This window comes from Salmonella sp. HY31, from assembly GCF_042604575.1.
In the GTDB taxonomy this organism is placed as follows: domain Bacteria; phylum Pseudomonadota; class Gammaproteobacteria; order Enterobacterales; family Enterobacteriaceae; genus Salmonella; species Salmonella diarizonae.
Genome location: NZ_CP170479.1, coordinates 3,816,639 through 3,842,065, shown reverse-complemented (window position 1 = coordinate 3,842,065; position 25,427 = coordinate 3,816,639). Strand labels below are relative to the sequence as shown.

At 54.6% G+C, this 25,427-nt stretch carries 23 protein-coding genes and 3 tRNA genes; 16 read left to right on the top strand and 10 right to left on the bottom strand.

Going from position 1 to position 25,427, the window contains the following annotated elements; all coding sequences use genetic code 11:
* The first annotated feature begins 112 nt into the window (after positions 1-112).
* Together hydN and hypF are read left to right on the top strand one after the other, a co-directional pair.
* Positions 113-658: an electron transport protein HydN gene (hydN, locus tag ACE15A_RS18305; RefSeq protein ID WP_023249373.1), complete on the top strand. Its 546-nt coding sequence runs from the start codon at positions 113-115 to the stop codon at positions 656-658.
* Positions 659-803: 145 nt separating this feature from the next.
* On the top strand, positions 804-3,038 hold the full coding sequence (gene hypF, locus ACE15A_RS18300) for a carbamoyltransferase HypF (protein WP_053509053.1): 2,235 nt from the start codon (positions 804-806) through the stop codon (positions 3,036-3,038).
* A 102-nt stretch (positions 3,039-3,140) separates the two neighbouring features.
* Here the strand turns inward: hypF and norW are convergent, their stop codons facing one another.
* Positions 3,141-4,274 carry an NADH:flavorubredoxin reductase NorW gene (norW, locus tag ACE15A_RS18295; RefSeq protein ID WP_053509051.1) on the bottom strand — a complete coding sequence of 378 codons (1,134 nt, stop codon included), beginning with the start codon at positions 4,272-4,274 and terminating at the stop codon, positions 3,141-3,143.
* On the bottom strand, positions 4,271-5,710 hold the full coding sequence (gene norV / locus ACE15A_RS18290; protein WP_053509049.1) for an anaerobic nitric oxide reductase flavorubredoxin: 1,440 nt from the start codon (positions 5,708-5,710) through the stop codon (positions 4,271-4,273). The genes norW and norV overlap by 4 nt, the downstream gene beginning before the upstream one ends.
* Positions 5,711-5,894: 184 nt before the next feature.
* On the opposite strand from norV, the gene norR reads away from it, so the two are divergent.
* On the top strand, positions 5,895-7,415 hold the full coding sequence (norR, locus tag ACE15A_RS18285) for a nitric oxide reductase transcriptional regulator NorR (protein WP_053509047.1): 1,521 nt from the start codon (positions 5,895-5,897) through the stop codon (positions 7,413-7,415).
* Here the strand turns inward: norR and gutQ are convergent.
* The 7 genes from gutQ to srlA all read right to left on the bottom strand — a co-directional run bounded on the left by gutQ (position 7,412) and on the right by srlA (position 12,542).
* Positions 7,412-8,377 carry an arabinose-5-phosphate isomerase GutQ gene (gene gutQ / locus ACE15A_RS18280; RefSeq protein WP_053509045.1) on the bottom strand — a complete coding sequence of 322 codons (966 nt, stop codon included), beginning with the start codon at positions 8,375-8,377 and terminating at the stop codon, positions 7,412-7,414. The two genes, norR and gutQ, sit on opposite strands and share 4 nt — an antisense overlap.
* On the bottom strand, positions 8,370-9,143 hold the full coding sequence (srlR, locus tag ACE15A_RS18275; protein ID WP_053509043.1) for a glucitol operon DNA-binding transcriptional repressor SrlR: 774 nt from the start codon (positions 9,141-9,143) through the stop codon (positions 8,370-8,372). The genes gutQ and srlR overlap by 8 nt, the downstream gene beginning before the upstream one ends.
* Positions 9,144-9,410: 267 nt before the next feature.
* Positions 9,411-9,770 (bottom strand): transcriptional regulator GutM, encoded by a 360-nt coding sequence (gutM, locus tag ACE15A_RS18270; protein ID WP_000255198.1) that lies wholly within the window; start codon positions 9,768-9,770, stop codon positions 9,411-9,413.
* 76 nt (positions 9,771-9,846) lie between these two features.
* Entirely contained in the window at positions 9,847-10,626 is a 780-nt protein-coding gene (gene srlD / locus ACE15A_RS18265) for a sorbitol-6-phosphate dehydrogenase (RefSeq protein WP_053509041.1), read from the bottom strand.
* 10 nt (positions 10,627-10,636) lie between these two features.
* Positions 10,637-10,999: a PTS glucitol/sorbitol transporter subunit IIA gene (gene srlB / locus ACE15A_RS18260; protein WP_053509039.1), complete on the bottom strand. Its 363-nt coding sequence runs from the start codon at positions 10,997-10,999 to the stop codon at positions 10,637-10,639.
* 11 nt (positions 11,000-11,010) lie between these two features.
* Positions 11,011-11,982, bottom strand: coding sequence for a PTS glucitol/sorbitol transporter subunit IIB (locus tag ACE15A_RS18255; RefSeq protein WP_053509037.1), 972 nt, complete (start codon positions 11,980-11,982; stop codon positions 11,011-11,013).
* Complete coding sequence (gene srlA / locus ACE15A_RS18250; RefSeq protein WP_053509035.1) at positions 11,979-12,542, bottom strand: PTS glucitol/sorbitol transporter subunit IIC; 564 nt, start codon at positions 12,540-12,542, stop codon at positions 11,979-11,981. Before srlA ends, ACE15A_RS18255 begins: the two co-directional genes overlap by 4 nt.
* A 249-nt stretch (positions 12,543-12,791) precedes the next feature.
* Between srlA and mltB the strand changes: the two genes are divergently transcribed.
* From mltB to luxS, 13 genes are all read left to right on the top strand, one after another.
* Positions 12,792-13,871 carry a lytic murein transglycosylase B gene (mltB, locus tag ACE15A_RS18245; RefSeq protein ID WP_053509034.1) on the top strand — a complete coding sequence of 360 codons (1,080 nt, stop codon included), beginning with the start codon at positions 12,792-12,794 and terminating at the stop codon, positions 13,869-13,871.
* A 186-nt stretch (positions 13,872-14,057) separates the two neighbouring features.
* Positions 14,058-14,555 carry a nicotinamide-nucleotide amidase gene (pncC, locus tag ACE15A_RS18240; RefSeq protein ID WP_053509032.1) on the top strand — a complete coding sequence of 166 codons (498 nt, stop codon included), beginning with the start codon at positions 14,058-14,060 and terminating at the stop codon, positions 14,553-14,555.
* Between the two features lie 84 nt (positions 14,556-14,639).
* Positions 14,640-15,701 (top strand): recombinase RecA, encoded by a 1,062-nt coding sequence (gene recA, locus ACE15A_RS18235; RefSeq protein ID WP_000963148.1) that lies wholly within the window; start codon positions 14,640-14,642, stop codon positions 15,699-15,701.
* A gap of 116 nt (positions 15,702-15,817) precedes the next feature.
* Complete coding sequence (gene recX, locus ACE15A_RS18230; RefSeq protein ID WP_053509030.1) at positions 15,818-16,318, top strand: recombination regulator RecX; 501 nt, start codon at positions 15,818-15,820, stop codon at positions 16,316-16,318.
* Between the two features lie 235 nt (positions 16,319-16,553).
* The gene (gene alaS, locus ACE15A_RS18225; protein WP_053509028.1) at positions 16,554-19,184 is read left to right on the top strand and encodes an alanine--tRNA ligase; all 2,631 of its coding nucleotides are present in this window, start codon (positions 16,554-16,556) and stop codon (positions 19,182-19,184) included.
* Positions 19,185-19,418: 234 nt separating this feature from the next.
* On the top strand, positions 19,419-19,604 hold the full coding sequence (gene csrA, locus ACE15A_RS18220; protein ID WP_000906486.1) for a carbon storage regulator CsrA: 186 nt from the start codon (positions 19,419-19,421) through the stop codon (positions 19,602-19,604).
* Positions 19,605-19,907: 303 nt separating this feature from the next.
* Positions 19,908-20,000 (top strand) — tRNA-Ser (locus tag ACE15A_RS18215).
* Positions 20,001-20,003: 3 nt separating this feature from the next.
* Positions 20,004-20,080, top strand: a tRNA-Arg gene (locus ACE15A_RS18210).
* 62 nt (positions 20,081-20,142) lie between these two features.
* Positions 20,143-20,219 (top strand) — tRNA-Arg (locus tag ACE15A_RS18205).
* Positions 20,220-20,455: 236 nt separating this feature from the next.
* Complete coding sequence (yqaB, locus tag ACE15A_RS18200) at positions 20,456-21,022, top strand: fructose-1-phosphate/6-phosphogluconate phosphatase (RefSeq protein ID WP_023248988.1); 567 nt, start codon at positions 20,456-20,458, stop codon at positions 21,020-21,022.
* A 43-nt stretch (positions 21,023-21,065) separates the two neighbouring features.
* Positions 21,066-21,434, top strand: a complete 369-nt coding sequence (locus ACE15A_RS18195; RefSeq protein ID WP_072158695.1) for a YqaA family protein — start codon at positions 21,066-21,068, stop codon at positions 21,432-21,434.
* Between the two features lie 76 nt (positions 21,435-21,510).
* Positions 21,511-23,067 carry a glutamate--cysteine ligase gene (gene gshA / locus ACE15A_RS18190; RefSeq protein WP_023248990.1) on the top strand — a complete coding sequence of 519 codons (1,557 nt, stop codon included), beginning with the start codon at positions 21,511-21,513 and terminating at the stop codon, positions 23,065-23,067.
* Between the two features lie 149 nt (positions 23,068-23,216).
* Positions 23,217-23,732: an S-ribosylhomocysteine lyase gene (luxS, locus tag ACE15A_RS18185; protein ID WP_053509025.1), complete on the top strand. Its 516-nt coding sequence runs from the start codon at positions 23,217-23,219 to the stop codon at positions 23,730-23,732.
* Between the two features lie 143 nt (positions 23,733-23,875).
* Here luxS and emrB read toward each other — a convergent pair whose 3' ends face one another.
* Positions 23,876-25,414, bottom strand: a complete 1,539-nt coding sequence (emrB, locus tag ACE15A_RS18180; protein ID WP_053509023.1) for a multidrug efflux MFS transporter permease subunit EmrB — start codon at positions 25,412-25,414, stop codon at positions 23,876-23,878.
* Positions 25,415-25,427: the final 13 nt, after the last annotated feature.

Genomic DNA, 25,427 nt, shown 5'->3' with positions numbered 1-25,427 from the left:
GACATGCTTTTTCCCTCCGGTTAAAATAAAATACCATTATATAACATATGGTTAAATGTTGGCACGATTTGTGTATACATCGGCACATCATCTGTTATTGCTGGAGAATTTGATGAACCGTTTCATCATTGCTGACGCGAGTAAGTGCATTGGTTGCCGTACCTGTGAAGTGGCCTGCGTCGTATCCCATCAGGATAATCAGGATTGCGCATCGCTGACCCCTGAAACCTTTTTACCTCGTATCCATGTCATCAAAGGCGTGAACGTCTCTACGGCAACGCTGTGTCGCCAGTGTGAAGATGCGCCGTGCGCCAACGTCTGCCCGAATGGCGCCATCAGCCGCGACAAAGGCTTTGTTCATGTGATGCAGGAACGCTGCATTGGTTGTAAAACCTGCGTGGTGGCATGTCCTTACGGCGCCATGGAAGTGGTGGTGCGCCCGGTGGTTCGCAATAGCGGCGCGGGGCTGAACGTGCGTGCCGAAAAAGCCGAAGCCAACAAGTGCGATCTGTGTCACCATCGTGAAGCCGGTCCAGCCTGTATGGACGCCTGTCCAACGCACGCCCTAATCTGTGTCGACCGTAATAAGCTTGAACAGCTTAGCGCGGAAAAACGCCGTCGTGCGGCGCTGGATTCAACGGCATCTCTGCTTTTCTGATTTCTGCGATTGCGCGTAGAATACGCCACAAAGCATTGCCGGATGGCGGCATCAATGCCTTATCCGGCCTACGGTTCGTGCGATTGTAGGCCTGATAAGCGCGGCACCATCAGGCATCCGGGTTCGATGATGGCGGGAAAATGAGATGGTGACAGACACGCCTTCCGGCGTACAGCTACGCATTCGGGGCAAAGTACAGGGCGTCGGTTTTCGTCCTTTTGTCTGGCAGCTAGCGCAGCAGTTGCGATTACACGGCGACGTGTGTAATGACGGCGACGGCGTCGTCGTTCGGCTGCTGGAGGAGCCGTCGCAATTTATTGCCGCGCTCTATCAGGATTGTCCGCCGCTGGCGCGCATTGACAGCGTTGAACACGCGTCGTTGATATGGGAGCGCACACCAACGGATTTCGCCATTCGTCAGAGCGCAGGCGGTTCGATGAACACGCAAATCGTGCCGGATGCGGCGACCTGCCCGGCATGTCTTGCCGAGATGAATACCCCTGGCGAGCGGCGCTACCGTTATCCCTTCATCAATTGCACCCACTGCGGACCACGCTTCACCATTATTTGCGCTATGCCCTATGACCGGCCATTTACGGTGATGGCGACGTTTCCCCTGTGTCCGGAATGCGACAGCGAATACCGCGATCCGTATGATCGCCGTTTCCATGCTCAGCCCGTCGCCTGTCCGGCCTGCGGGCCGCAGCTTGAGTGGCGGAGCCAACATGAACGAGCGGAAAAAGAGGCGGCATTACAGGCGGCGGTAGCAATACTTAAGGCTGGTGGTATCGTGGCGGTGAAGGGAATTGGCGGCTTTCATCTCGCTTGCAATGCGCGTAATGACGAGACGGTGGCGAAATTGCGGGCGCGCAAACGCCGCCCGGCTAAACCGTTGGCCGTTATGCTGCCGGACGCAGAGGCGTTGCCGGAGGCGGCGCGCCGTTTGCTCGCTACTCCCGCAGCCCCGATTGTGCTGGTGGATAAGCAATATGTGCCTTTGCTGTGTGAGGGCATCGCGCCGGGGCTTACTGAGGTGGGCGTGATGTTGCCAGCCAACCCATTGCAACATCTTTTGTTGCAGGAGCTCAATGACCCGCTGGTGATGACATCCGGCAACCTGAGCGGCAGACCACCCGCCATCACCAACGAACAGGCGCTGGACGATTTACACGAAATTGCCGATGGTTTTTTGTTGCACAATCGCGACATTGTACAGCGCATGGACGACTCTGTCGTGCGCGACAGCGGTGAAATGCTGCGTCGTTCGCGGGGATACGTGCCGGACGCGATTGCGTTGCCGCCCGGATTTCACGATGTGCCGCCGATACTTTGTCTGGGCGCGGATCTGAAAAACACGTTTTGTCTGGTACGCGGCGAACAGGCGGTTGTCAGCCAACATTTGGGCGATCTCAGCGATGATGGTATCCAGGCGCAGTGGCGCGAGGCATTGCGCCTGATCCAGTCAATCTACGATTTTACGCCAGAGCGTATCGTCTGTGATGCGCATCCGGGTTATGTTTCCAGTCAGTGGGCCAGTGAGATGTGTCTGCCGACTGAGACTGTGTTACACCATCATGCCCATGCGGCGGCTTGCCTGGCCGAGCATGGTTGGCCGCTGGACGGCGGAGAGGTGATTGCCCTGACGGTAGACGGTATCGGGATGGGCGAGAATGGCGCGCTATGGGGTGGAGAATGTCTGCGGGTCAATTATCGCGAATGCGAACATTTAGGGGGGTTACCCGCCGTGGCGCTGCCGGGAGGCGATCTGGCTGCCAAACAGCCGTGGCGTAATCTGTTAGCGCAGTGCCTGCGCTTTGTGCCGGACTGGCAGGATTACCCGGAGACAGCGGGGCTGCAACAGCAAAACTGGAATGTCCTGGCGCGTGCCATTGAGCGCGGCGTCAATGCCCCGTTGGCCTCTTCCTGCGGGCGGTTGTTTGACGCGGTGGCCGCCGCGCTTCGCTGCGCGCCAGCATCGCTTAGCTATGAGGGCGAGGCCGCCTGCGCGCTGGAGGCGCTGGCCTCTCAATGCGCTAACGTTGAGCATTCGGTAACGATGCCGCTTAACGGCGCTCAACTGGACGTAGCCGTTTTCTGGCGGCAATGGTTGAACTGGCAGGCCGCGCCCGCGCAACGCGCCTGGGCTTTTCATGATGCGCTGGCGTGCGGGTTTGCCACGCTAATGCGCCAACAGGCTACGGCGCGGGGGATAACTACTCTGGTCTTCAGCGGCGGGGTGATACACAACCGCTTACTGCGCGCGCGTCTTGCCTTTTACCTTTCTGATTTTAATTTGTTATTTCCGCAGCGGTTACCGGCGGGCGATGGCGGATTATCGTTGGGGCAAGGGGTCATTGCGGCGGCGCGCAGGTTGGCCTGATGAAACAGGCCGGATGGCGACGCATAGCGTTTTATCCGGCCTGCGGTTGCGTACCGGTGGCGCATTGTGTTTTACCCGCCTTCACCATCCGGCATCAGACATTTACACCGGTAATGATTTCAGCAGAGTGAACGCCTCTTTCATGCGGTCTTCACTCACCACAAAGGCGCGTAGTTGGCCTTCTCCGCTCATGCCTTTGGCAATCATACCGTCAGATTCTGCGGTAATATGCCAGCTCAAATCGCGGCGCTGAGTTTCTCCCGCCAGATGCAGCGGCAGTTCCGGCGTTTTGACTTTGACCAGCATCGCCGGTAGCTTCAGCGGCGCGTTGCCGCCAAGCAGATTTTTCGCCAGGTACATCGCGCTTAACTGGATCGGTTGCAGGAAGGGCAGCACCTGACCGTTGATCTCCGCGCAGTCGCCGATCGCATAAATATCCGGGTGACTGGTCTGTAGATAGCTATCCACGCAGACGCCGCGGTTGATGACTACCCCGGCGCGGCGCGCCAGAGCGGTTTCCGGGCGTAAGCCGGTGGCGGCAATCACCGCATCCACCTCGATGCTACGCTGGCTTGCCAGCGTAGCGCGGATACCGGCTTCGGTTTTCTCCAGTTTTTGCAACTGCGATTTCAGCAGCAGGTGCACCCCCATATCGGTCAGGCGATGTTGTAAGCGGCTGCTCACTTCCGGTGGCATCAGTGAGGCGAGAAGGCTGGCGGCGTTATCCATCAGCGTTACCGTTTTCCCGGCGCGGCAGAAATCCATCGCTAATTCACTGCCAATGAGGCCGCCGCCGACAATCAGCACCCGCTGCGCGTCGCGCAGTTGTGTCTCACAGGCGCGGTACTCCTGCTGGCTATTCAGAGTAAGCATTAACTCACGTCCTGCAATCAGCGGCACAAAGGCCGCCGCCCCGATCGCCAGTACCAGCTTGTCGTACTGCCACTGCTTATCCTGACTTTTCACCACATGGGCATCGGCATCAATGTCAGCAACCCAGGTATGCGGGAACAGGCGCAGATTAAACTGTTCAGCGAATTCCCCCGCTAACTGGCGGGTGAGATCATCGGCGCGCTGCGACTGGCTGATAACGTGGCTGAGATCGGGCTTGTTGTACTCATCCATGCTGTCCGCCGCAATCAGGGTTAACGGCACATTCGCATCTTGTTTACGGATATTTTTGACGAGCTGGCGGGCGGCGAAGCCCGAGCCAATAATTATGATCCCCCGACTCATTTTGCCTCCGTCGCCAGTACGTCGAATACGTCTTTACCTAATGAACATTCCGGGCACAGGAAGTTATCCGGCACGTCGCTCCACGGCGTACCCGGCGCGACATCCTGCAATGGTTCACCCAGCGCAGGGTCGTAAATCCACTGGCATACGCTGCATTGCATTTTAGGGCCGAGGTCTGCGGCGGCGCAGGCTGTGATTTCTTCGGCTGGCGTGGTTTTCTGCGTGGTTTCCGGCAGCGGAGCAAGCGCCCACTGACGCGCGATGTCGCGACCGTGCTGACGGCACAACTCCAGCGCATCCAGATCCGGACGCCATTTCGTTTTCAGACTCAGGGACATTTCAAAACCGGCATCCTGTAAGCGCGTGGACAGTCGATCCACCGCGCCGCCGCTCCAGCCATGAGAACCGAAGGCGCTGGCGCGTTTGTTGCGAAAGCGCAGACCAGTCATCTCTTCCACCAGACCAGCGATTTTCGGCATCATCACGTTGTTCATGGTAGAAGTGCCGACCAGCACGCCTTTCGAACGGAACACGTTGGTCAGAATTTCATTTTTATCGCTGCGGGCGACGTTAAAGATTTTGACCGCCACGTTCGGGTCCACTTCGTTGATACCCTGCGCGATGGCATCCGCCATCATGCGAGTATTGTTCGACATGGTGTCGTAGAAAATAGTGATACGATCTTCCTGATAATCTGCCGCCCATTTCAGATACAGCTCCACGATTTGCATTGGGTTGTCGCGCCATACCACGCCGTGTGAGGTCGCAATCATGTCCACCGGCAGGTTGAAGCCGAGGATTTCGGTAATTTTTGGCGTTACCAGACGGCTGAACGGCGTCAGGATATTGGCATAGTAGCGCTGGCATTGTTCAAACAGTTCGGTCTGGTCAACTTCGTCGTTGAACAGGCGTTCGTCGCAGTAGTGCTGGCCGAAGGCGTCGTTACTGAACAGCACCGCGTCGCCAGTCATATAGGTCATCATGCTGTCCGGCCAGTGCAGCATCGGCGTTTCTACGAAGATTAACTGCTTGCCGTTGCCGATATCCAGCGTATCGCCGGTTTTCACCACCTTAAAATTCCATTCCGGGTGATGGTGATGGCCGTTGATAGAATCAATGGCGTTGGCGGTACAGTAGATAGGCGCGTCCGGGATCTGCGCCATCAGTTCGGTCAGTGCGCCCGCATGGTCTTCTTCGGCATGGTTAATGATGATGTAGTCGATGTCCGCGAGGTCGATTTCACTGCGCAGATTTTGCACAAACTCACGGCTAAACTTATGATCGACGGTATCGATCAGCACATTCTTTTCTTCACGAATGAGATAGCTGTTATAGCTGCTGCCGCGCAGCGTTTTGTATTCGGTTCCGTGAAAATCACGGACTTCCCAGTCGCGCTGGCCAACCCAATGAATATTATTTTTAACCAGAATAGACATAACCACCTCAATTCATTCAACGTTTGCAAAAAGTGTTTTGCTTATTGCAGGTAGTGTGCCAACTTTTCATCTAATTGATTTATATGAAATTATAATGATTTTATATTTTTGATGTAGTCAAAAAGACTATAAATAGTACTGTCAATATGACACTATGTATTGTCAAAATGACAATGAGGTAGCCATGAGTTTTTCCGTGGAGGTATTGGCGGGCATCGCCATTGAGTTACAACGCGGCATTGGGCATCAGGATCGTTTTCAGCGGCTGATTACTACGCTGCGTCAGGTGCTGGCGTGCGACGCCTCGGCGCTGTTGCGTTATGAATCACGACAATTTATTCCACTGGCGATTGACGGCCTGGCGCAGGACGTTCTCGGCAGACGTTTTACCCTGGAAGGGCATCCACGCCTGGAGGCCATCGCCCGTGCGGGGGACGTGGTGCGTTTTCCGGCCGATAGCGATTTGCCCGATCCGTATGACGGGTTGATTCCCGGACAGGAAAGCCTGAAAGTCCACGCCTGTGTTGGTCTGCCGTTGTTTGCCGGACAGAACTTCATCGGCGCGCTGACCCTTGATGCCATGACGCCGGAGCAGTTCGAGGTATTCAGCGATGAAGAGCTGCGGCTTATCGCCGCGCTGACCGCCGGGGCATTGAGTAATGCGCTATTGATTGAACAACTGGAAAGCCAGAACATACTGCCGGGGGCGTCTGACGCGTTCGAACCGAGAAAAGAGACGCACATGATCGGCCTGTCGCCGGCGATGATGCAGTTGAAAAAAGAGATCGAGATTGTGGCGAGCTCCGATCTTAACGTGTTGATCGGGGGGGAAACGGGGACCGGTAAAGAGCTTGTAGCGAAAGCTATTCATCAGGGCTCCCCCAGAGCGGTCAATCCGCTGATCTATCTCAACTGCGCCGCGCTGCCGGAAAGTGTGGCGGAAAGCGAGCTGTTTGGTCATGTAAAAGGCGCATTTACCGGCGCCATCAGCCACCGTAGCGGAAAGTTCGAAATGGCCGACAGGGGTACGCTGTTTCTGGATGAGATTGGCGAACTGTCGCTGGCGCTACAGGCCAAGCTACTGCGCGTATTGCAGTATGGCGATATTCAACGCGTCGGCGACGATCGCAGCCTGCGCGTGGATGTGCGGGTGTTGGCGGCGACCAACCGAGACCTGCGAGAGGAGGTGCTGGCGGGGCGTTTTCGCGCTGACCTGTTCCATCGCCTGAGCGTTTTCCCGCTCTTTGTGCCGCCGCTGCGCGAGCGCGGCGATGATGTGGTGTTACTGGCGGGCTATTTTTGCGAGCAGTGCCGACTGCGGCTGGGGCTGTCCCGTGTGGTGCTGAGTCCCGGCGCGCGCCGTCATTTGCTCAACTATGGCTGGCCAGGCAACGTTCGGGAGCTGGAACATGCCATTCACCGTGCGGTCGTGCTGGCGAGAGCGACCCGGGCAGGGGGGGAGGTGGTACTGGAGGCACAGCATTTTGCCTTGTCAGATGACGTTTTACCCACGCCGCCTGCGGAAAGCGATCTGGCGCTGCCGACCTGCCGCAATTTGCGTGAATCGACGGAGAACTTCCAGCGAGAGATGATTCGCCAGGCGCTGGCGCAAAATAATCACAATTGGGCGGCCAGCGCGCGGGCGCTGGAAACCGACGTCGCCAACCTGCACCGGCTGGCGAAGCGTCTGGGACTGAAGGATTAGAGAATGCCTGCCTGGTAAAAATCCTGCAGGTTAATGGCGCCGGTGAGTTTACCGTTTTCATCGACCACCGGCGCGGCGGTGATTTTGCGCTTCATCAGGATCTCTTTGGCGTCAATGGCGCGGCTTTGCGCCTGGAGCGTAATTCCGTTGGGCGTCATGGCTTCGCTTACCGGCGTGCTGAGCGCACCGCCGCTCACCAGCCAGCGACGCAGGTCGCCGTCGGTAAAGACGCCTTTCACAATATGTTGCTCATCGCAAACCGCCACCAGCCCCAGCCCGGTACGACTAAGTTCCAGCATTGCATCCATCACGCTGGTGGTGAGCATTACCTGCGGTATTGCATCGCCCTGGCGCATCAGGTGATGCACATTATTAAGTAAACGCGCGCCCAGTGCGCCAGCCGGATGCGAACGGGCGAAATCTTCTTCGTTAAAACCGCGCGCCTGCATTACTGCCATCGCCAGCGCATCGCCCATCATCAGCGTGTTGACGGTACTGGACGTCGGCGCCAGATGCATCGGGCAGGCTTCACGCTCGACGGAAATATCCAGAACGGCTTTTGCCGCTCGCCCCAGCGGAGAGTGAGGTTTACCGGTCATCGCCAGCAGCGCGACGGATTTATCTTCCAGACGCGGGATGATGAGGTCGAGTTCTTTTGCGCCGCCGGAATAGGAAATAAATAACATCACGTCACGGCTTTCAATCATCCCCAGATCGCCATGTAGCGCTTCCGCAGGATGAACAAAAAAAGCGGGAGTACCGGTACTGGCAAGCGTCGCGGCGATTTTTTTACCAATATGGCCTGACTTGCCAATACCGGAAACGATCACTTTGCCTTCACAGTGAATAATGATATTGGCGGCGCGGACAAAATCATCGCCCAGGCGCTCCGGCAGACGGCTGGCTTCCTGTAACTCCAGCATTAAGGTCTGACGGCCCGCATTTAGTAGTGCATCACTCATTGGTTTCTCCGGTTATGATAACGGTAATCCCTTTCTCTTCCAGCGCCTGACGAAATACCGGATCGATACCGGCGTCCGTGATCAGTTTGTCGACGCTTTCCAGACTGCACACCACATTGGGGCTTTTACGACCAAATTTTGAGGAGTCCGCCATCAGAATCACCTCGCGTGCGGCATTGCACATTGCCTTACTGACGGTGTAAACCTCGTTAAACGTGGTCACGCCAGCGTTCAGGTCAATACCGTCAGTCCCCATGAAAAGTTTATCAAAGGTGAACTGTTCAAAGGCGTTTTCCGCTAGCTGACCGTGAAACGACGCCGATTTTTTACGGAAGGTGCCGCCGGGCATCAGGATAGTTTGTTCGTTGTCCAGTTCCGATAGCGCGTTGACAATATGCAGGCTGTTGGTCATAACCGTGATGTTGCTAAAACGCGAAAGCAACGGCACCATCTGTAACACTGTGCTTCCTGCATCCAGAATAATGGAGTCGCCGTCATGGATATATTTCACGGCGGTTGCGGCTATCAGCGCTTTTTTGTGGGTATTGATAAGCGTTTTGTGATCAATAGGCGGATCGGACTCTTCTTTATTCAACACCACGCCGCCATAGGTACGGATGACGGTTCCGGCATTTTCCAGAATGACCAGATCTTTGCGGATAGTGGTGCCTGTTGTGTCAAAGTACTGGGCCAGTTCTTCAACCGAGCATTTTCCCTGTTTTTGCAGGTGCTCCAGAATCGCGGCCTGACGCTGACGAGGTTTCATAGGCGTGATTACCCTGACTTATCTATTTACCCGTCATACTTCAAGTTGTATGTGCGTTGGCATGACTCGGTCCTCCGGGCCTCGCCCTAAAGGGCCGCCGCAAGCGGCGTTCAAATCGGCCTTGCCAATTTGTCCTCGCTCACCCCGGTCACGTACTGATGTACGCACCTGGGGATTCGCTGCGTCGCCGCCTTCCTGCAACTCGAATTATTTAGGGTATTGGTTGCAAAATGATAATTTCGCAAGCTATTCGCATTCACAACGAAATTACCCATGTTTCAGTTTAAGCGCCAATGATAGTGCATTCTGCGCGAGCGAATCATGGGGAAAGATCACATCAGGCTGTAATTCATGCAAATGTTTTCCTTGCATTGCGGCAATTTTAACCGGTCTGGCGAATACCGTGAGGCCTTTCATCAATAAAGTGTCCGTTACCCGTTGCTGTTCGTCCAGCGCCACGGCAACCACCACCCGAGGCTTAAAACGCCCGCCGGAGCGCCCGACGCCGACCCGCCCCTGCTGGCTAAGTTTATCGAAAGCCCGATTAAAGCGGGAGATCTGCCAGCCGCCCAGCGCCAGTTGTGCGCACCAGGCGATAACGGCGACGGTAATCAGAGTGGAAACCATAGTGTGCTCCTGTTGTTTTACCTGATGGCGCCGTAGGCCGGATAAGGCGTTTACGCCGCTATCCGGCAATTCACGGTCAAAACATCACCTGACCGCCGGTTACGTTGATCGACTGCCCGGTGCAATAAGACGCTTTCGGGCTGGCATAAAATAGCAGCATGTTCAGCACATCCTGATAATCACACCCTCGTTTGAGCGGCACCTTATCAATGTAATACTGTTCCACCTCGTCGGGCTTAATGCCCAGTTTAGTGGCGTATTGCGGCAGTAACGACTGAAACATCGGCGATTTCAACAGGTTGCCGAGCATCAGCGAATGTACGGTAATGCCGTATTCCGCCAGGTCCAGCGCCAGAGACTGGGTTAACCCCACGCCGCCGAATTTCGCCGCGCTGTAGCCGGAGTTGTGTTTACTGCCCACTTTGCCTGATTTAGAGTTAATCTGAATGATACGCCCCTGAATGCCGTCGCGGATCATCAGGCGGGAAAACTCACGGGCGCAGAGGAAATAGCCCACCAGATTCACCTGTAACGAGCGGTCAAAATCGCCGAGCTGGAAATCGCTGATAAACGCCGCTTTGGCGATACCCGCGCTGTAGACCAGTAGATCGACGCGCCCGAAAATCTCATCTACGCCGCGGGAAAGCGCCAGCACGCTCTGCTCGCTGGTGGCGTCGGCGCCAAAACTGTACGCCATCCTTTCGCCAAAATCGGCGTTAATTTCCTGGGCGACATTCGCGGCTTTATCGCTTTGAATATCAACGACCGCCACGCGGTATCCTTCTTCTGCAAGCCCACGGCAAAGGAATGCCCCCAGGGTCTGGCCTCCGCCAATGACAACGGCAACTTGATTCATGTTTTTCTCCTTAAGCGACAAACGTCAAAATACAGCCCGGTGCGATATCGTCCGGTACTGGCCCCGCAACGTGTACGGTGCCGGGAAATTCCGCTTTGCGCAGACCGTCGAAACGCAGAGTGATATGCCCCAGTTCACGCAGGTTTTGCTCGGCTACGCTGCCAACCGCCGTGACCGGATAGCTATGCTGGCCCAGCTCAAACCGCGCGCCAGGCTGCAGCGCGCCGTTCATTTCGCCATGACAATGGATGAAGCAAAATTCTTCGATATCCGCCGGCGCGCCTTCCCGAAACGTAATCAGCATCTGTTCGCCGAGCGCTTCCGTCGCACTCTGGCCGATACGGGTGATGGTGGTTTGATAAATCACGCTCATGTCTGAACCTCTTATTGATAAATAAAGCCGGAAACAAACCAGGCGATAAGCACCGTAGGCGCGCCAGTCAGGAAGCGTCCGACCAGCACAGAGGGCACGCCGACGCGAACGGTGTCTTGTTTCGCTTCCGCCAGCGATAAGCCGACCGGGATGAAGTCGCAGGCCGCCTGCGCGTTAATCGCGAACAGGGCGGGAAGCGCCAGATGTGGAGGAATATTGCCCAGACCTATCTGAACGCCGATCAGGACGCCAATGACCTGCGCGATAACAGCACCAGGGCCGAGAAATGGCGACAGCAGAGGGAAAGAGCAGATCAATGCCAGCGTCACCAGCCCCAGCGGCTGGCTGGCTAATGGCGCCAGGCCGTGGGCGCTCCAGTCGCCAAGACCTGAGGCCATAATGATACCGATCAGCGCTGACACGAACGCCATAAATGGCAGAATGGTTTTTAGCACCGTATCAATGGTGTCGCGGCCGGACTGGAACAGTACCGCCACGGCGGAGCCCATTCCCATGCCGACTTTTGCCAGCAGGCCGTCGCTTTGCTCGGTGATTTTTTTGCTGGTGTCGTAGTCACGTCCTGCTGTCGCTGCGGCAGGCTGCGGGCTGGCAGACGTTTCGCCGACAAGAGTAATGTTTTCTTCTTTTACGCCGGAGACATAAATATCCTCAACAATATACTGCGCGAGCGGGCCGGACTTACCCGTCGAGTGAATATTAATAGTTGGAATCCGGCGTTTCGGGTAGATACCGCAGCGTAGCGTACCGCCGCAGTCGATAATGGCCGCGCCGATCTCCGCTTCCTGCGGTTCGCCTTCTTTAAAGCCGTCCACTGCTTGCCAGCCTGTTAGCTGCGCCAGTTTGTCGACGATCGCCGGGCGCGTACCGGCTGTGATATAGACGATCTTTTTGCCTGGCGTAACGTCCAGTTCAAGCGGGCCGCCCCAGCCGCCGGTGCCTTTCTCAATACGAACCCGAGTCATGATGCCGCTCCTGTCAGATGAACTTTCTGATCAAGTTGAATCCCCATTTTTTTCTCAAAAATAGCGGTGGTGAGATCGGTGACCCAACCGCGGAAGAAGTTCGTCACCAGACCTACCAGCAGATAGCTCACCGCGAGCGGACCGAGAGGAAGCCCTAACGTGGTGAGTCCGCTGGCGATCCCCAGATAAACAAACAGTTCGCCGGGATTGATATGCGGAAACAGACCGTTCATGGAGTGACAGCTATAGGAGGCCGCCGCGTAATAGCTCGGCTTGTACCTCTCCGGCATAAAGCGTCCCAGACTCAGAGTCATCGGATTACAAAAAACAAACGTCCCGATGCACGGTAAAAGCAGGTAGCGGGATAGCGGATTTCCGGCGCAGCGTTGGGCAAAATGCTCAATACGCTGCTGGCCGATAAAATTGATGAGCGCATTCATGATAACCAGCAGGCTTATCAGTAGCGGAAGAATGCCTGTCACCATACCGGTAAACACCTCTCCGCCTTTCTGGAATAACCCGATGAACCACTCCGCACCATGTGTAATGGTTTCGATCATTGTTCTCTCCTGTAGGGTTTTTAGTTTTTTTGCTAAGCTCTCGTTCATTTTAATCATATTGAAAGATTTAAAAGTGTTATTTTGATCGAAAAATAAAAGTAAAATATTTTAAGTTGAAAGATTTGTGGGGGGGACAGGTACAACCAGAAAAGGGATGAAGGGGGATTTATTCTCTTACGTCGCTTCCTTGTGCGACGGGGGATGTTTTACCATACTTCTCCCTGGCTGAATTTGTTTAATGGATGTCTCATGTTCAAGCGTCGTTATGTAGCGTTACTTCCACTTTGCGTATTGCTTGCTGCCTGTAGCAGCACACCAAAATCTTCCGACACTCAAACGACGACGGGCACGCCTTCCGGTGGCTTCCTGCTTGAGCCGCAGCATAACGTCATGCAAATGGGCGGCGACTTCGCCAACAACCCTAATGCGCAGCAGTTCATTGATAAAATGGTCAGTAAACACGGTTTCGACCGTCAGCAACTGCAGGAGATCCTCTCGCAGTCTAAAAGACTGGATTACGTTCTGCGTCTGATGGACAGACAAGCGCCGACCACTCAGCCGCCCGCCGGACCAAATGGTGCCTGGCTGCGCTACCGCAAACAATTTATTACGCCGGATAACGTGCAAAACGGTGTCGTGTTCTGGAATCAGTATGAAGACGCCCTGAACCGCGCCTGGCAGGTATACGGCGTACCGCCGGAAATCATCGTGGGCATCATCGGCGTGGAAACCCGCTGGGGACGTATCATGGGGAAAACACGGATTCTGGACGCGTTAGCGACGCTGTCATTTAACTATCCGCGCCGGGCGGAATATTTCTCCGGCGAGCTGGAAACCTTTCTGCTCATGGCGCGCGATGAACAAGACGATCCGCTCAATCTGAAAGGTTCTTTTGCGGGCGCGATGGGCTATGGACAGTTTATGCCGTCTTCCTATAAAGAATTCGCGGTTGATTTTAATGGCGACAATCACATCAATCTATGGGACCCGGTTGATGCCATCGGCAGCGTGGCGAATTATTTCAAGGCGCATGGCTGGGTGAAAGGCGATGCGGTCGCGATACCCGCTAATGGTCAGGCGCCGGGACTGGCGAATGGTTTCAAAACAAAATACAGCATCTCTCAGCTTGCCGCCGCAGGCTTAACGCCGCAGCAATCGTTGGGCAATTATCAGGAAGCCAGCCTGCTTCGTCTGGATATCGGTACGGGCTATCAGTACTGGTACGGCCTGCCGAACTTCTACACTATTACCCGTTATAACCACAGCACGCATTATGCGATGGCGGTTTGGCAACTGGGGCAGGCGGTAGCGCTAGCGCGGGTGCGCTAATTTGCTCTTCGCTTATCCGGCCCTCCCCACAGGCCGGATAAGATGCCTGGGCATCGTCATCCGGCAATGTTTTCCGCCGACCAACGAATTTTTCGGAACCCTCCTCGTAAAATCGACCGCCCATCCCCATCTCTGGTTGGAAAGTGCTATCTTGTCCGGCAGGATTTCTAACTGACAGAGGTCATAATGACGGACAGTGAACTGATGCGGCTTAGCGAACAGGTCGGGCTGGCGTTAAAAGCGCGCAGGGCGACCGTAACGACAGCGGAGTCCTGTACCGGCGGTTGGCTGGCGAAAACCATTACCGACATCGCCGGAAGCTCCGCCTGGTTTGAACGCGGCTTTGTCACCTATAGTAATGAAGCCAAAGCGCAGATGATTGGCGTGCGTGAAGAGACCCTGGCGCAGCATGGCGCGGTCAGCGAACCCGTAGTGGTAGAAATGGCGATTGGGGCGCTGAAGGCCGCTCGCGCCGATTTTGCTGTCGCTATTAGCGGGATTGCCGGGCCGGATGGCGGCAGTGAAGAAAAGCCGGTTGGGACGGTGTGGTTTGCTTTCGCCAGCGTCAGCGGAGAAGGGATTACGCGTCGGGAATGCTTCAGCGGCGACCGTGAATCGGTGCGTCGACAGGCGACGACATACGCGCTACAAACCCTGCGGCAACAATTTCTACAAAATACTTGATACTGTATGAGCATACAGTATAATTACTTCAACAGTACAAATTCACTATCCGGTTCAATACCAAGTTGCATGACAGGAGTAATAATGGCTATCGACGAAAACAAACAGAAAGCGTTGGCGGCAGCACTGGGCCAAATTGAAAAGCAATTTGGTAAAGGCTCCATCATGCGTCTGGGTGAAGACCGCTCTATGGATGTGGAAACTATCTCCACCGGTTCGCTTTCACTGGACATCGCACTCGGCGCGGGCGGTCTGCCGATGGGCCGTATCGTCGAAATTTACGGGCCGGAATCTTCCGGTAAAACGACCCTGACGCTGCAGGTGATTGCCGCAGCGCAGCGTGAAGGTAAAACCTGTGCGTTTATCGATGCGGAACACGCGCTTGACCCCGTTTACGCCCGCAAGCTGGGCGTTGATATCGACAATCTGCTCTGTTCCCAGCCGGATACCGGCGAGCAGGCGCTGGAAATCTGTGACGCGCTGGCGCGCTCAGGCGCGGTGGACGTCATTGTGGTCGACTCCGTAGCGGCGCTAACGCCGAAAGCGGAAATCGAAGGCGAAATCGGCGACTCTCACATGGGCCTCGCGGCGCGTATGATGAGCCAGGCGATGCGTAAGCTGGCGGGAAACCTGAAACAGTCCAACACGCTGTTGATTTTCATCAACCAGATCCGTATGAAGATTGGCGTGATGTTCGGCAACCCGGAAACGACGACTGGCGGTAACGCGCTGAAATTCTACGCCTCTGTTCGTCTTGATATCCGTCGTATTGGCGCGGTGAAAGAGGGCGATAACGTCGTGGGTAGCGAAACGCGTGTGAAAGTGGTGAAAAACAAAATCGCCGCGCCGTTTAAGCAGGCCGAGTTCCAGATCCTCTACGGCGAAGGCATCAACTTCTATGGCGAACTGGTTGACCTGGGCGTGAAAGAGAAGCTGATCGAGAAAGCGGGCGCATGGTACAGCTACAACGGCGAGAAGATTGGCCAGGGTAAAGCGAACGCGACTACCTGGCTGAAAGAGAACCCGGCGACAGCGAAAGAGATCGAGAAAAAAGTGCGTGAATTACTGTTGAGTAATCAGAATGCCACGCCCGATTTCTCCGTTGACGATAGCGAAGGCGTTGCAGAAACCAACGAAGATTTTTAATTGTCAGGTGATGGTTGGTCGGTCAAAACGAAGCCGCCATTCAGCAAAACGTTAAATTACCATCAAGGGCTGCATTTATGCGGCCCTTTTTGCATTTACCCTTGTTAAGGTTTTTTATGAGTGAACCCACATCGCGCCGTCCCGCTTATGCTCGTCTCCTTGATCGTGCGGTACGTATCCTTGCTGTTCGCGATCACAGCGAGCAGGAATTACGGCGTAAACTCTCCGCGCCGGTGATGGGCAAAAATGGGCCGGAAGAGATTGATGCGACGGCAGACGATTATGAGCGCGTGATCGCCTGGTGCCACGAACATCACTATCTTGATGACGAGCGCTTCGTGATGCGCTTTATCGCCTGTCGTAGCCGTAAAGGCTACGGCCCGGCGCGTATTCGTCAGGAGTTGAATCAGAAAGGCATCACCCGCGAATCGACAGAAAAAGCGATGCGCGAATGTGAAATTGACTGGAGTGAAATGGCGCGTGAACAGGCCGTTCGCAAATATGGCGAGCCGCTCCCTTCAACCTTTTCAGAAAAGGTTAAAGTACAGCGCTTTTTACTCTATCGCGGGTATCTGATGGACGATATCCAGCAAATATGGCGAAATTTTGCAGATTGAGCGCATACGGGATTTTACTTCCCGGTAAAGAAAACTTATCTTATTCCCACTTTTTCCGTCTGGACGCGGGTTGCTTAATGGCGAACAGCGTCTGCGACGAATATTCCTTAAATACACAAAATCATTCAAGCCGCATCAAAGCGGCAAGTGAGCCTCGGGAACGAGTGACCGGGGAACTCGCAGCCAACGCAGAGGCGGCTTGAAGGATGAAGTGTAGCTTGATTTCAGGATAATTATGAGCAAGAGCACCGCTGAGATCCGTCAGGCGTTTCTCGACTTTTTCCATAGTAAAGGACATCAGGTAGTTGCCAGCAGTTCCCTGGTGCCCAACAATGACCCCACTCTGTTGTTTACCAACGCCGGGATGAACCAGTTCAAGGATGTTTTCCTTGGGCTCGATAAGCGTAATTATTCCCGTGCTACCACTTCCCAGCGTTGCGTACGCGCGGGGGGTAAACATAACGATCTGGAAAACGTCGGATACACTGCACGTCACCATACTTTCTTCGAAATGCTGGGTAACTTCAGCTTCGGCGATTACTTCAAACACGACGCCATTCAGTTCGCATGGGAATTACTGACTGGTGAAAACTGGTTTGCTCTGCCAAAAGAGCGTTTATGGGTCACCGTCTATGAAACCGACGACGAAGCCTATGAGATCTGGGAAAAAGAGGTCGGCATCCCGCGCGAGCGTATCATCCGTATCGGCGACAATAAAGGCGCGCCATACGCATCGGATAACTTCTGGCAGATGGGCGACACCGGTCCCTGTGGTCCGTGCACCGAAATCTTCTACGATCATGGCGACCATATCTGGGGCGGCCCTCCGGGAAGCCCGGAAGAAGACGGCGATCGCTATATTGAGATCTGGAACATCGTCTTTATGCAGTTCAACCGTCAGGCTGACGGGACTATGGAACCATTACCGAAACCGTCTGTAGATACCGGTATGGGGCTGGAGCGTATTGCCGCGGTACTGCAACACGTTAACTCTAACTATGAAATCGACCTGTTCCGCACGTTGATTGAAGCGGTAGCGAAAGTCACCGGCGCCACCGATCTGGGCAATAAATCGCTGCGCGTTATCGCCGACCACATCCGTTCCTGCGCATTCCTGGTTGCCGATGGCGTGCTGCCGTCGAATGAAAACCGTGGTTATGTGCTGCGTCGCATTATTCGTCGCGCGGTTCGTCACGGCAACATGCTGGGCGCGAAAGAGACCTTCTTCTACAAGCTGGTTGGGCCGCTGATTGAGGTAATGGGCTCCGCAGGCGAAGAGTTGAAACGTCAGCAGGCGCAGGTCGAACAGGTTCTGAAAACGGAAGAAGAGCAGTTCGCCCGTACGCTGGAGCGCGGTCTGGCGCTGCTGGATGAAGAACTGGCGAAATTGCAGGGCGACACCCTGGACGGCGAAACCGCTTTCCGTCTGTATGACACTTATGGTTTCCCGGTCGATCTGACGGCGGACGTCTGCCGTGAGCGCAATATCAAAGTCGATGAAGCCGGTTTTGAAGCCGCCATGGAAGAGCAACGCCGTCGTGCGCGCGAAGCCAGCGGTTTTGGCGCGGACTACAACGCGATGATCCGCGTTGATAGCGCTTCTGAATTTAAAGGTTATGACCATCTGGAACTGAACGGCAAAGTGACTGCGCTGTTTGTCGATGGTAAAGCGGTTGAGGCGATTAACGCGGGGCAGGAAGCCGTTGTCGTGCTGGATCAGACCCCATTCTATGCGGAATCAGGCGGTCAGGTTGGCGATAAAGGCGAGCTGAAAGGCGCTGGATTTACTTTCGCTGTGGACGACACGCAAAAATATGGTCAGGCGATTGGTCACCTCGGCAAATTGTCTGCGGGCGCTCTGAAAGTGGGCGATGCGGTACAGGCTGACGTAGATGAAGTACGCCGCGCACGTATCCGTCTGAACCACTCCGCCACACACCTGATGCACGCGGCGTTGCGCCAGGTGCTTGGGGCACACGTTGCGCAGAAAGGTTCGCTGGTTAGCGATAAAGTGCTGCGCTTCGACTTCTCGCACAATGAAGCGATGAAGCCGTCGGAGATCCGTGAGGTTGAAGATTTGGTGAATGCGCAAATCCGTCGCAATTTGCCGATCGAAACGCATATTATGGATCTCGAAGCCGCGAAGGCGAAAGGCGCAATGGCGCTGTTTGGCGAGAAATATGACGAACGTGTACGCGTTCTGAGCATGGGTGACTTCTCCACCGAGCTGTGCGGCGGTACCCACGCAACGCGTACCGGTGATATCGGTCTATTCCGTATTATATCTGAGTCCGGCACCGCAGCAGGCGTTCGTCGTATTGAGGCGGTAACCGGTGAAGGCGCCATGGCCACCGTTCACGCGCAAAGCGATCGCTTAAACGATATTGCACATCTGCTGAAGGGCGACAGCCAGAATCTGGGTGACAAAGTGCGGGCCGTGCTGGAACGTACGCGTCAGTTGGAAAAAGAGTTGCAGCAGTTGAAGGACCAGGCCGCAGCGCAGGAGAGCGCGAATCTTTCCAGTAAAGCGGTCGATCTCAACGGCGTGAAGCTCCTGGTCAGCGAGCTTGCTGGCGTTGAGCCGAAAATGCTGCGAACCATGGTTGATGATCTGAAAAATCAACTGGGGTCTACCGTTATCGTACTGGCAACGGTTGTTGAAGGTAAGGTTTCTCTGATTGCGGGCGTGTCGAAGGATGTGACTGACCGGGTAAAAGCAGGGGAGCTGATTGGTATGGTCGCTCAGCAGGTGGGCGGTAAGGGTGGCGGTCGTCCGGACATGGCGCAAGCCGGTGGTACGGATGCGGCAGCTCTGCCTGCAGCGTTAGCCAGTGTACAAGGCTGGGTCAGCGCAAAATTGCAATAATTATAAGCGTTCGTTGGCGCCGCAGCCCGTGCTGCGGCGTTTACGTCGACGCTATCGACAACGATAAAGTCAGGTTGAAGTTTTGTATATCGGCTAAACTTAGGTTTAACAGAATGTAATGCCATGACTGCTTACACCTAAGGTGTTTGTCATCGCTTACTTTTTGGCGTTATATGATGGATAATGCCGGGATACAGAGAGACCCGACTCTTTTAATCTTTCAAGGAGCAAAGAATGCTGATTCTGACTCGTCGAGTTGGTGAGACCCTCATGATTGGCGATGAGGTCACCGTGACAGTTTTAGGGGTGAAGGGCAACCAGGTGCGCATTGGCGTGAACGCCCCGAAAGAAGTTTCTGTCCATCGTGAAGAGATCTACCAGCGTATCCAGGCTGAAAAATCCCAGCAGTCCAGTTACTAAGGTTTTCGCGTCTCACTTTTCGGGTGAGACGCGGCCTCTCTTCTTGTTCGCCCATGTTGTTCCTTCATTACTTTTTTCAACCTCACTGCTGATATGTTGCGCTTTGGCGGCCAGCGTGTCATCAAATTATCTGTTGATAAAACACTCTTTTTGGCTTTTTTACAGACTAATTGAGCGTGAAGTGTGCAAACGATAAAAGCTCTGGAAAAATTGTTTGACTTATAAGTCCCAGAAAGTAATATGTGCGCCACGCAGCGACGATGAGCAGAAACAAGTTCTTCGAAGCACTCGTAAGAGGCGTGTGGTGAGGTGGCCGAGAGGCTGAAGGCGCTCCCCTGCTAAGGGAGTATGCGGTCAAAAGCTGCATCCGGGGTTCGAATCCCCGCCTCACCGCCATTTGCATCCGTAGCTCAGCTGGATAGAGTACTCGGCTACGAACCGAGCGGTCGGAGGTTCGAATCCTCCCGGATGCACCATCTCTTACTTGATACGGCTTTCACAGCGGTATCAAAATCTGCAGTAAAGTAAGTTTCCCGATGCATCCGTAGCTCAGCTGGATAGAGTACTCGGCTACGAACCGAGCGGTCGGAGGTTCGAATCCTCCCGGATGCACCATATTCCCCGTACTTTCAGCGATGAAGATGCGGATGCGATGGCAGTAATAACCCCAGGCACCAGGAAGGATAACGTTGCTTCAGCAACGGCCCGTAAGGCAAGTAATCTTCCTGTATGCGTCATTTCCCTGCGATCGGTTTTCCCCTTATCCTGAACATTCCTCTTTATCTCTATTAGCGACAAAATCAACCAATTGCGATAAAGTACTGTCTGGTTATTCGGTTTGCGAGAACACGATGTACGCACGTTATGCTGGTTTGATTTTTGATATGGACGGTACTCTTCTGGATACCGAACCAACGCATCGCAAAGCGTGGCGTGAGGTTTTGGGGCGCTATGGTCTTCGTTTTGATGAACAGGCAATGGTCGCGCTTAACGGTTCACCAACCTGGCGTATCGCCCAGTCAATCATTGAGCTTAACCATGCCGATCTTGATCCCCGGTCACTGGCGCGTGAGAAAACCGACGCGGTAAAAAGCATCCTGCTGGACTGCGTAGAACCGCTGCCGCTGATTGAGGTGGTCAAGGCGTGGTATGGACGGCGTCCCCTGTCGGTCGGTACTGGTAGCGAAAGCGCTATTGCGGAAGCCTTGTTAGCGCATCTGGGGCTGCGTCGTTATTTTGATGCGGTTGTGGCGGCAGACCACGTACAGCATCACAAACCCGCGCCTGACACCTTCTTACTTTGCGCGCAGCGGATGGGCGTTATGCCAACGCAGTGCGTAGTATTTGAAGATGCCGATTTTGGTTTACAGGCGGCGCGGGCGGCAGGGATGGATGCCGTGGATGTCCGACTATTGTGAGTGACGGACTGTCTCTCCTGCCAGTAGTTTTCTCAGCGCTACGCTGTTACCCGGTAATTCTGAGGTTGTTTTGGTTGCCATGCTGGTCTCCGGAGTCAGTCATCCCTGGGTCTTAGTCTTAACAGCAACAATAGGTAATAGCCTTGGAGGGGTAACTAACGTTATTCTTGGGCGTTTCTTTCCGCTGCGCAAAACGTCGCGCTGGCAAGAAAAAGCGACTGGCTGGCTAAAGCGTTATGGCGCAGCCACACTATTATTAAGCTGGATGCCGGTAATCGGTGATTTGTTGTGCCTGTTAGCGGGATGGATGCGCATCCCGTGGGGGCGGACGATCTTTTTTTTGTGTCTTGGTAAGGCGCTGCGCTATGTTGCGCTCGCAGCGGCGACGGTTCAGGGCATGATGTGGTGGTAATAATTGTAGGTTTGGCATGCATGGCCGCTATTACAGTTATGCTTATTAAAACGATTTTGACAGGCGGGAGGTCAATTTGATCCCGGACGTATCACAGGCTCTGGCCTGGCTGGAAAAACATCCTCAGGCGTTAAAGGGGATACAGCGCGGGTTAGAGCGCGAAACGCTGCGTGTAAATGCTGATGGCACGCTGGCGACAACAGGTCATCCTGAAGCGTTAGGTTCGGCGCTGACCCATAAATGGATTACCACGGATTTTGCGGAAGCCCTACTGGAGTTTATTACGCCAGTCGATGGCGATATCCAGCATATGCTCACCTTTATGCGCGATCTCCACCGTTATACGGCCAGGAAACTGGACGATGAGCGGATGTGGCCATTAAGTATGCCCTGCTATATTGCGGAAGGGCAGGACATTGAGCTGGCGCAGTACGGCACATCGAATACGGGGCGCTTTAAGACGCTCTATCGCGAAGGGCTGAAAAATCGTTATGGCGCTTTGATGCAAACCATCTCCGGCGTACATTACAATTTTTCATTACCGATGGCATTCTGGCAGGCGAAATGCGGCGTTACGGAAGGCGAAGCGGCAAAAGAAAAAATTTCTGCCGGCTATTTCCGCCTGATTCGCAATTATTACCGTTTTGGCTGGGTCATCCCATATCTGTTTGGCGCTTCTCCGGCCATTTGTTCCTCTTTCCTGCAAGGAAAGCCGACCACATTACCGTTTGAAAAAACGGACTGCGGCATGTACTACCTGCCATATGCGACGTCGCTGCGTTTGAGTGATTTGGGCTATACCAATAAGTCGCAAAGCAATCTGGGTATCACGTTTAACGATCTACATGAATATGTTGCAGGCCTGAAGCGGGCGATTAAAACGCCGTCAGAAGAGTATGCGCGGATTGGTCTGGAAAAAGACGGTAAGCGACTACAGATTAACAGCAACGTTCTGCAAATTGAAAATGAGCTGTATGCGCCCATTCGTCCCAAGCGCGTGACGCGCAGCGGCGAATCGCCTTCAGATGCGCTGTTACGCGGCGGTATTGAGTATATTGAAGTACGCTCTCTGGATATCAATCCATTTTCTCCGATCGGCGTGGATGAACAGCAGGTGCGTTTTCTCGATCTCTTTATGGTCTGGTGCGTACTGGCCGATGCGCCGGAGATGAGCAGCAGCGAGTTGCTGTGCACGCGCGCCAACTGGAATCGCGTTATTCTGGAAGGCCGTAAACCAGGCCTTACCCTGGGGATTGGCTGTGAAACTGCACAGTTCCCGCTGCCCAAAGTAGGGAAAGATCTCTTCCGCGATCTGAAACGCGTGGCGCAAACGCTGGACAGTATCCACGGGGGAGAGGATTATCAGAAAGTCTGCGACGAACTGGTTGCCTGTTTTGATAATCCGGAGCTGACGTTCTCCGCACGCATTTTGCGCTCAATGATTGATACCGGTATTGGCGGTACCGGGAAAGCGTTCGGCGAAGCTTACCGTAATCTGTTACGCGAAGAGCCGCTGGAGATTTTGCAGGAAGAAGAGTTTATTGCTGAACGTGACGCTTCAGTACGTCGTCAGCAGGAGATTGAGGCGGCGGATACCGAGCCGTTTGCCGCGTGGCTTGCAAAGCACGACTGACCCAAAAGAAAAAGGCCACTCACGGAGTGGCCAAAATTTCATCACTGAAAACAGGGATGATGATAACAAATGCGCGTCTTTCATATACTCAGACTCGCCCCGGAACAAAGAGTTCAGTTTATTTTTAAAAAATTATCGGAGGTGACTAAATGCCATTGTTAGATAGCTTCGCAGTCGATCATACCCGGATGCAAGCGCCGGCGGTACGCGTGGCAAAAACGATGAATACCCCGCATGGTGATACCATCACCGTTTTCGATCTGCGTTTCTGCGTCCCGAATAAAGAAGTGATGCCGGAAAAAGGGATTCATACTCTTGAGCACCTGTTTGCTGGCTTTATGCGCGACCACCTCAACGGTAACGGCGTAGAGATTATCGATATCTCGCCGATGGGCTGTCGCACCGGTTTCTACATGAGTCTGATCGGTACGCCCGATGAGCAGCGCGTTGCTGATGCGTGGAAAGCGGCAATGGCCGACGTATTGAAAGTGCAGGATCAAAACCAGATCCCGGAATTAAACGTTTACCAGTGCGGCACCTGGCAGATGCACTCCCTGAACGAAGCGCAGGAAATCGCCCGCCATATTCTGGACTGTGATATTCGCGTGAATAGCAATACAGAGCTGGCGCTACCGAAAGAGAAGTTGCAGGAATTGCACATTTAGTCGTGCCCTTACTGCCCGGTGACGCTAACGCTTACCGGGCCTACATGTTGGGCAAGAGCTGCGTAGGCCGGATAAGGCAACGCCGCCATCCGGCATAACTCCCCGGCGCAAAAAAAGCCAGTTCATGTGAACTGGCTTTTTTATTAGTGCGCGCCGCCTCCGCCGCCACCCGCGCCGAACGGCGGTTTCGCGAACCAGACCAGGCCGAGCAGCACCAGGAATATTCCGGCTGACATCCAGAAAATTTCATTGGCGGAAATAATCAGCCCCTGATTCGTGATTTGCTGGGCTATCCAGCCTGACGCCTGTTGGTGCGTCATCCCTAAGCCCTCCAGCTTATCGTACATGGCCTGAGCGTTTGGATTATACGCCGTGACCGACTCCGTTAGCTGAGCATGGTGTAGCGACTCACGATCGGTCCACATGGTGGTGGTAATCGAGGTGCCGATGGAGCCCGCCAGCGTTCGCGTGAAGTTCGACAGACTTGATGCCGCCGCCAGCCGTTCGGGCGGTAGCCCGGAGAGTGTAATGGTGGTCAGCGGCATAAAGAAGCAGGCGACGGCAAACCCCTGAATAAACTGCGGCCACGCGGAAGCGCCGAAATTCATACCCGGTTCGAACGTCCAGGCGCGCCAGTAAAAACAAACGGCGTACATAATGAAGCTGAACGTGACCAGCCTGCGCATATCCAGTTTATGCGCGAAGCGTCCGATAATCGGTGACAAAATTACCGGAATAATGCCGACCGGCGCGGACGCCAGACCTGCCCACGTTGCGGTATAGCCGTACACCTCTTGCAGAAGCTGCGGCAGCAGAACAATGGCGCCGAAATAGAGCATATAAGCAAGGCTGATGCACAAGCACCCGATAGTGAAGTTACGCGATTTAAAAAGAGAAAGATCGACGATAGGGTGATCGTCGGTGAGCTCCCAGACAATCAGGAAACTGATGGCGATTACGGCTACCACGGTCAGGATGATAATTTCCTGCGAAGAGAACCAGTCCAGCTCTTTACCGCGATCGAGCATGATTTGCAGGCTGCCGATGCCAATCACCAGTAGCGCCAGACCGATGGCGTCAATACGCCGTCGTTCGGTGCGCGTTTCACGTCCGCGCAGCGTTTGTAACGTCATCAGGACGACGACAACGCCAATCGGCACGTTGATGAAGAAAATCCATCCCCAATGGTAGTTATCGCTGATGTAGCCCCCCAGTATCGGGCCGCAAATCGGCGCGACAATGACGGTCATTGACCAGAGCGCCAGCGCAATGGAGCGCTTCGCAGGCGGATAGTTATTCAGCAGCAGGCTTTGCGAGAGCGGAATCAACGGCCCGGCGACCACGCCCTGCACCACGCGGAAGAAGATCAGCATATTCAGGCTGCTGGATACGCCACAGGCCCATGAAGCCGCGGCAAAGGCGACCGTCGACCACATGAACAGTTTGACTTCGCCAAAGCGTTTTGCCAGCCAGCCGGTTAAGGGAATCGAGATGGCGTTCGCCACCCCGAAAGAGGTGATAACCCATGTCCCCTGGCTTAGGGAAGAACCCAGGTTCCCGGCGATGGTGGGAATCGCCACGTTGGCAATGGTGGAGTCCAGCACCTGCATGAATGTCGCCAGCGACAGCGCGATCGTCATGATGACGAGCTGCGCGCCTTCCAGCGGTTTTTGCTGTTGCATCACACGCACCTCA

Coding starts and splice junctions, on each gene's coding strand:
- hydN (WP_023249373.1), top strand. CDS start 113: ATGAACCGTTTCATCATTGCTGACGCGAGTAAGTGCATTGGTTGCCGT.
- hypF (WP_053509053.1), top strand. CDS start 804: ATGGTGACAGACACGCCTTCCGGCGTACAGCTACGCATTCGGGGCAAA.
- norW (WP_053509051.1), bottom strand. CDS start 4,274: ATGAGTCGGGGGATCATAATTATTGGCTCGGGCTTCGCCGCCCGCCAG.
- norV (WP_053509049.1), bottom strand. CDS start 5,710: ATGTCTATTCTGGTTAAAAATAATATTCATTGGGTTGGCCAGCGCGAC.
- norR (WP_053509047.1), top strand. CDS start 5,895: ATGAGTTTTTCCGTGGAGGTATTGGCGGGCATCGCCATTGAGTTACAA.
- gutQ (WP_053509045.1), bottom strand. CDS start 8,377: ATGAGTGATGCACTACTAAATGCGGGCCGTCAGACCTTAATGCTGGAG.
- srlR (WP_053509043.1), bottom strand. CDS start 9,143: ATGAAACCTCGTCAGCGTCAGGCCGCGATTCTGGAGCACCTGCAAAAA.
- gutM (WP_000255198.1), bottom strand. CDS start 9,770: ATGGTTTCCACTCTGATTACCGTCGCCGTTATCGCCTGGTGCGCACAA.
- srlD (WP_053509041.1), bottom strand. CDS start 10,626: ATGAATCAAGTTGCCGTTGTCATTGGCGGAGGCCAGACCCTGGGGGCA.
- srlB (WP_053509039.1), bottom strand. CDS start 10,999: ATGAGCGTGATTTATCAAACCACCATCACCCGTATCGGCCAGAGTGCG.
- ACE15A_RS18255 (WP_053509037.1), bottom strand. CDS start 11,982: ATGACTCGGGTTCGTATTGAGAAAGGCACCGGCGGCTGGGGCGGCCCG.
- srlA (WP_053509035.1), bottom strand. CDS start 12,542: ATGATCGAAACCATTACACATGGTGCGGAGTGGTTCATCGGGTTATTC.
- mltB (WP_053509034.1), top strand. CDS start 12,792: ATGTTCAAGCGTCGTTATGTAGCGTTACTTCCACTTTGCGTATTGCTT.
- pncC (WP_053509032.1), top strand. CDS start 14,058: ATGACGGACAGTGAACTGATGCGGCTTAGCGAACAGGTCGGGCTGGCG.
- recA (WP_000963148.1), top strand. CDS start 14,640: ATGGCTATCGACGAAAACAAACAGAAAGCGTTGGCGGCAGCACTGGGC.
- recX (WP_053509030.1), top strand. CDS start 15,818: ATGAGTGAACCCACATCGCGCCGTCCCGCTTATGCTCGTCTCCTTGAT.
- alaS (WP_053509028.1), top strand. CDS start 16,554: ATGAGCAAGAGCACCGCTGAGATCCGTCAGGCGTTTCTCGACTTTTTC.
- csrA (WP_000906486.1), top strand. CDS start 19,419: ATGCTGATTCTGACTCGTCGAGTTGGTGAGACCCTCATGATTGGCGAT.
- yqaB (WP_023248988.1), top strand. CDS start 20,456: ATGTACGCACGTTATGCTGGTTTGATTTTTGATATGGACGGTACTCTT.
- luxS (WP_053509025.1), top strand. CDS start 23,217: ATGCCATTGTTAGATAGCTTCGCAGTCGATCATACCCGGATGCAAGCG.
- emrB (WP_053509023.1), bottom strand. CDS start 25,414: ATGCAACAGCAAAAACCGCTGGAAGGCGCGCAGCTCGTCATCATGACG.